Annotated in this window: 1 protein-coding gene and 1 pseudogene; both read right to left on the reverse strand. The window is 49.0% G+C overall.

Annotated features, from left to right (window positions below; translation table 11 throughout):
• Positions 1-577 (reverse strand): Hsp70 family protein (locus tag BCT81_RS07790; protein WP_157938862.1); only part of this gene is annotated, 577 nt, incomplete at its 3' end.
• Between the two features lie 153 nt (positions 578-730).
• Positions 731-1890: pseudogene (locus BCT81_RS07795) on the reverse strand (Hsp70 family protein); the annotation flags it as partial.

Here is a 1890-nt window from a genome sequence, read left to right on the forward strand (position 1 = left end):
TCTTACCTAAGCCTGCAAGTTCTGCGGCTTCAAGTGTCAGCTTACGAGCTGTCTCATCGAATGATGCAGGAACCGTTACAACAACATCTTGGTCTTCAAGTTTGTTGCTTGGATTACGGTAGTTCCATGCTTGGCGAATGTGATTCAGGTAGCTCGCACTCGCGACAACTGGTGATACTTTATCGACATCTGCTGCGCCAGCCCAAGGGAGAATGTCTGAGCTACGATCCACCGCTTGGTGCGATAACCAACTCTTCGCACTCGATACTTGACGGCCTTCAACCTTAGCGCCCAATTCACGCGCCCACTCACCGACGATAACATTCTTTATATCGCCTTCAACTGGGTTTGGTTCCCACGGCATAGTTAGGTCTGAAGGGGAGATTTGACCTTGTGCAGGGTGGTAACGAAACGATGGGAGTAGAGGCTTACGAACCACTTCACCAGGGCCGATAAGCTGATCGATTTCGAAAAGGGAAACGGGAGCGTGTTGTAGGTCGTCGTTAATTTCACAGTAGGCAACCACAGTGTTGGTTGTGCCTAAGTCAATGCCGACTAAAAAACGAGGAGTTGCCATACAAAACCTTATTCTTCCAGAGTGATGACCAGTGTATTGATAGTTTTGGTCTTATTGTTGTTATTCGTATACGTCGTTCCTGAGAAACAGGTAGGACTGAATTGGGAGCGGTATTGATAAAATAACGGCACCCGCTAAGGTGCCGTTGATTCATTATGCTTCGTCGTTTGAGTCGTTGTTCGAATCTTCACGAACGTCGAACTCAACGTGCCATTTCTGACCATTATCAGTGGCAATCGCTTCTAGGTATAAAGTACCAAGCTCAGTAACGCGAGAAGCCAAAGTAACCGGAACTACTTCACCTTCGCGTCGGCCTTCAGAAACTGGCAGTGTTACTTGGATTTCAGGAAGCTCATCGAGCTCTTCTGGCGCCCAGTGATCAAGATGAGTACCAGCTTGATCTTCACGGCGAGTTGTTGAGCCGAAGAACTGGAAGTGAACTGGCTGACCAATCACTAGACCAAATTCTTGGCTAGGCACTTGAACGCTTGAGCCCTCTTCCATACCAAACGGTGCAACACACAGAGCTTCCATAGGAGGAGCCATACCTGGGATTGCAGGCATCGCGCTTTCAATACCTACATAGTAAGCAGAAGCGATACCACCGCGGATACGAACGCCTTGACCACGACGTACCGCGCCGTAGTAAGAAGCACCACTTGCAACCGCAAGGTCTAGGTCTAGGCCTGAAAGTTGTTTAGCAAATTCAGCGTCAGCATTGATCAACCACTCGTTGATTGTGTCTGAAAGACGATCAGCGAGTAGGTTAGATTTTAGAACACCACCGTTGAACAGGATTGCTGTTGGTTTGATGAAGTCAGCAGCAGGCGCTTCAGCACCTGGCATGCCCGGCATATTTGCAAACGGATTGAAATCTTGTTGAGCCGTTTCACCATTTCCAGAAAGCGCGTTCGCTTGCTTAGAAAGGAATGCGGCAATGTGACGAGTGATACCTGCATCTTGTGCGTAAGGCAGACCCATTTGAGTCAGTGCACCACGCGTTTTTTGTACCGGGTGATCAGTCACAGCAACTTTAGGGAAGAAGCCATCAACCAATGTTTGTTGTACTTCTTGCTGAGTCAGTTCTGTTTTTAGCGTCGCGCCAAGTAGCTTAGAGCCACGGCTAGGAACCACGATTGGCACAGCTTGAAGCTCTGCGTCGTTCAGTAGCGCTTCTTTTGCGTCACGACATGCGTGAGTCATCGCTTGAACTTGCCAAGGTGCCAGCTCTTTGCCTTCTTGTGCTAGCTTCATCTTCAAGCGGTAAGCCAGAGCCAAGTCCATGTTGTCGCCGCCAAGTAGGATGTGTTCAC

It is taken from the genome of Vibrio sp. 10N.261.52.A1, from assembly GCF_002876325.1.
GTDB lineage: Bacteria > Pseudomonadota > Gammaproteobacteria > Enterobacterales > Vibrionaceae > Vibrio > Vibrio chagasii.